This is a genomic window from Aporhodopirellula aestuarii (assembly GCF_023701485.1).
Lineage (GTDB): Bacteria > Planctomycetota > Planctomycetia > Pirellulales > Pirellulaceae > Rhodopirellula > Rhodopirellula aestuarii.
In genome coordinates this window covers 1-3,392 of sequence record NZ_JAMQBK010000072.1, presented here as the reverse complement: position 1 = coordinate 3,392, position 3,392 = coordinate 1, and the positions used below count along the sequence as shown (strand labels likewise).

3 protein-coding genes are annotated in these 3,392 nt (G+C 57.0%); 2 read left to right on the top strand and 1 reads right to left on the bottom strand.

The window, feature by feature from the left end:
• Positions 1 to 685: 685 nt before the first annotated feature.
• The gene (locus tag NB063_RS25070; protein ID WP_250931778.1) at positions 686 to 1,057 is read right to left on the bottom strand and encodes a hypothetical protein; all 372 of its coding nucleotides are present in this window, start codon (positions 1,055 to 1,057) and stop codon (positions 686 to 688) included.
• A 597-nt stretch (positions 1,058 to 1,654) separates the two neighbouring features.
• On the opposite strand from NB063_RS25070, the gene NB063_RS25065 reads away from it, so the two are divergent.
• The gene (locus NB063_RS25065) at positions 1,655 to 2,869 is read left to right on the top strand and encodes a DUF1559 domain-containing protein (RefSeq protein ID WP_250931777.1); all 1,215 of its coding nucleotides are present in this window, start codon (positions 1,655 to 1,657) and stop codon (positions 2,867 to 2,869) included.
• Positions 2,870 to 2,972: 103 nt separating this feature from the next.
• Entirely contained in the window at positions 2,973 to 3,137 is a 165-nt protein-coding gene (locus NB063_RS25060) for a hypothetical protein (RefSeq protein WP_250931776.1), read from the top strand.
• Positions 3,138 to 3,392: the final 255 nt, after the last annotated feature.

Sequence of the window (3,392 nt, the reverse complement as noted above, 5' to 3'; positions counted from 1 at the left end):
GCTTACGCCCGTGCCATTCGGGTCAGGCCTCTTTACTGCATCCGACTCGGGAAACGCTGTGACCTCAACCTCATCTTCGGCCTTCGCAGCGTGCCCGCTCAGACAAAGGTGCGTATTGAGCACGGCACTTGACCGCTTAACCGAACGCGTGGGTTTCGCCTTCCACGCTTGACGTTCGAACACTTGTCTCCTGAGTACGGGAAACGGTTACGAAGCTGGGTACGGGGCACACAACAGACAGTACACGGAGAAGTACTTTCGTGTCGTTCGTGTATTTCGTGGTAGACAAACAAGCAGACTCCGGGACGGGATCAAAACAGAACCAGCCCGGCACCGTACGACCTCCCCTCGCCTTGCTCGACCCTCATGCCAGGAGGCTGAAGAGTACGTGGGCGGCGATTTGATGTAGGCCGGACCGAGCGGAGCGTTGTTCCGGCAGGTGAAAACGCCAATGCCGGAGCGGCGTCACTACGTTCCTTGATCCGGCCTACTATTGCTCGACCCTAATGCCTGGAGGGCGAAGGTTGGGTGGGCGACGAATGATGTAGGCCGGACCGAGCGGAGCGATGTTCCGGCAGGCGACAACAATGCCGGAGCGGCGTCACGTTGTTCCTTGATCTGGCCTACTTGGCTACTTGGCTCGCTCTTGGAGAGACCTTGCGACATCCAAAGTGGCACAGTCTAGTTAGAGCAGGTCGCCTAAGCTTCCCAATGCGTCGCTCGCGCTGTCAATCGCTCCACTCGCCGCATCGCTCACGGCTTCCGTAACCGCATCCGAGGCGTCGCAAGCGGTTTGCGAAACCGAATCCGTCACCTGTTCGACAGTATCGGCTGCGGATTGAACTGCCGCGTCTTTCAGCTCTCGCCCCTGGTTGGCAACGTTTGCGAGAGTGGATTGAACGTGCTCCGACACCGCGACAACGCCTTCGATCGAATTGGTTCCTAACGTGGTCGCAGCGTCGATGGCAACGTCCGCGGCCACGTCCAATAGATCGCGTGCACTTCCCAAAATGCCCTTCTCGTTCGTCTGGGCTTGTTCGTCTGTTTGCTCATTCATTCGCGAATACAACCGATTCGAGTTTACTGCAGTTATTCCACGCCTTCATCATGGCAGAAGACGACCAAGAAGTGGGCGCAGAATCGAATGCGTTATCTAGCCTGAAATCTGGGTTCGCTCGAACCGGAGGGCTCGCATCCTACCGCTAGAAAGCTTAGCGGAACGGCGCAAACCGTCCGCTCCCACACCGTGTTTTAGAACGAAGAAAGCACGATCAACGGACTGAAAGCACTACAACGTGAAGAACGGCGAAGGTGCTGAGACGGTCGCGTCGCAATTGGGAGCACGCCGATCCGCTTGGTTGTCTTTGCCCCCAAAAACGGGAATAGACCGGCGAAAACACGGCTTCCAGCAAGGCATCTTGGCGTGTTTTTGAGAAACTTTTCTACTTTGGCACTTATGTACTGCTATTGGATTCAATCGTTAAGGTTCCGATAGAGGCCACCGTCTAGTCTATATCTCAGTAAGTGGATTCAACTCCCCTTCAGCATTTCCATTGAAGGCGTCTCTGCCACTGACTTCGTCTTTCTTTCAGTTTTCGCAGCTTCAGTGTGATTTTGATCATGCGAAAACGCCCCTTACTCGAAGGTAACTTTTATGCGAATTTCTCGCTCACGAACCGCTTTTACACTCGTGGAATTGCTGGTGGTCATTGCGATCATCGGCGTCTTGGTAGGGCTCCTCCTGCCGGCCGTCCAGGCGGCACGCGAAGCCGCTCGCAGGATGAGCTGCAGCAATAATTTCAAACAGATCGGACTTGCCGTTCACAACTACCACTCCGCGTACAAGCAATTGCCCACCCACGGATCGGGAACGCCCAACATCGGCGGAACGCCAGACGGCGAGACGGCCGCACGGGCACCAACAGCCAACCATCGCCGCGAATTGAGCTGGTTGGTCGCGCTCACTCCCTTCATCGAGCAGCAGGCTCTTTGGGAACAGATCAGCAACCCGTTGCAAGACCCGCTCACCGGCGCCATTTTTCCTTCGATGGGACCGGCACCTCGACGGTGGCTGGCGCACCACGCTGTAACCCGCTACGAACCATGGCTCACCGAAGTCCCCGGTTTCCGTTGTCCGAGCGATCCCGGTGTCGGCCTGCCCGCCCAAGGGCGTACGAACTACGTTGCCTGCGTTGGCGATTCGGCGTTTCAACTCGCCGGGATTGCCGGCGACAACGGACAAACCAACAGTAACCAAGCACAAAACGCTCGGGCAGGTTGCCGGGGCGTGTTCGTGCACCGTGCGGATTCACGGTTCCGTGACATTCTGGACGGACTCTCCAACACCATTTGCGCCGGCGAAATCGCAACGGACCTTGGCGACAACGACACCCGCACACGTGGTGCCCACTCCGGTGGTGAAGTCAGCGCCGCGGGCGGCGTTTTGCTGTGCGACGATGAAGTCGATCCCAACCGACCACAGTTTTGGAAAGCGGGCTTCACCAACGCTCCCTTGCAAGGCGGTGGCACCGACGAGGAACAACGCCGTGGTTACAAGTGGGCAATGAGCCGTGGTATTTGGGGGAAATTCACAACGATCAGTCCCCCAAACAGTCTGTTGTGCATGGAAACCAATAACTTCAACGACAGCATTCTCCCAGCAAGCAGTCGGCACCAAGGCGGCGTCCACGTGCTGATGGCCGACGGGGCCATCAAATTCGTGACCGATTCGATCGAAGCGGGTAACCAATCCAGTGCGCAAGTCGGCAACGGTGCGGCGTACCTGCCCGCAGGATCCCAAAGTCCCTTTGGGCTGTGGGGTGCGTTAGGAACACGTGCCGCGAAAGAAACCGACACAACTTTAGAGTAAGCATCGCTGAAACAATTCCACTCTCGCCGCGGCGCGGGCCCTAGATGGGCATCGACGCCGCGGCGATCTTCTTTGATCCTCCACCCTTACCAAACTTGAACACATGCAACGACTCTTTTTTACATTCGCGTGCCTTTTTGCTTTGCCCCTTCTGTTTGGCTGTGGAGCGGATTCAGGTACGCCCAAACCTGCTGCCGAGCAAGATGAACTCTCCGCTTGGGTGAGCGAAAACCCGGCTCCCGAAACCACCGAGCTCACGGAAGAGTAACGGTCTCGAACATCGACAAAACCCAACTCACCAAACGCCGTCAGTCTCACGCTGGCGGCGTTCTTGCATTTGCCCGGACATCCCGCCTTCCCCGCGCAGCTCGTGACTCCGTCGGGTCAGCAAGTTTCCGGGCAAACTGAAATTCGGACGTTGTGCTAAGCACATCGGCAAGACTCACTGAGCAGAACCCTACTGACCGTGTGGGACATTGATTTGATTCCTGCGGGATTTCAAATGGGTATGTCCCGTTTGTTG

Bases quoted from the DNA above. Each gene is read 5' to 3' on its own strand.
- NB063_RS25065 (WP_250931777.1), top strand. From the start codon at position 1,655: ATGCGAATTTCTCGCTCACGAACCGCTTTTACACTCGTGGAATTGCTG.
- NB063_RS25060 (WP_250931776.1), top strand. From the start codon at position 2,973: ATGCAACGACTCTTTTTTACATTCGCGTGCCTTTTTGCTTTGCCCCTT.
- NB063_RS25070 (WP_250931778.1), bottom strand. From the start codon at position 1,057: ATGAATGAGCAAACAGACGAACAAGCCCAGACGAACGAGAAGGGCATT.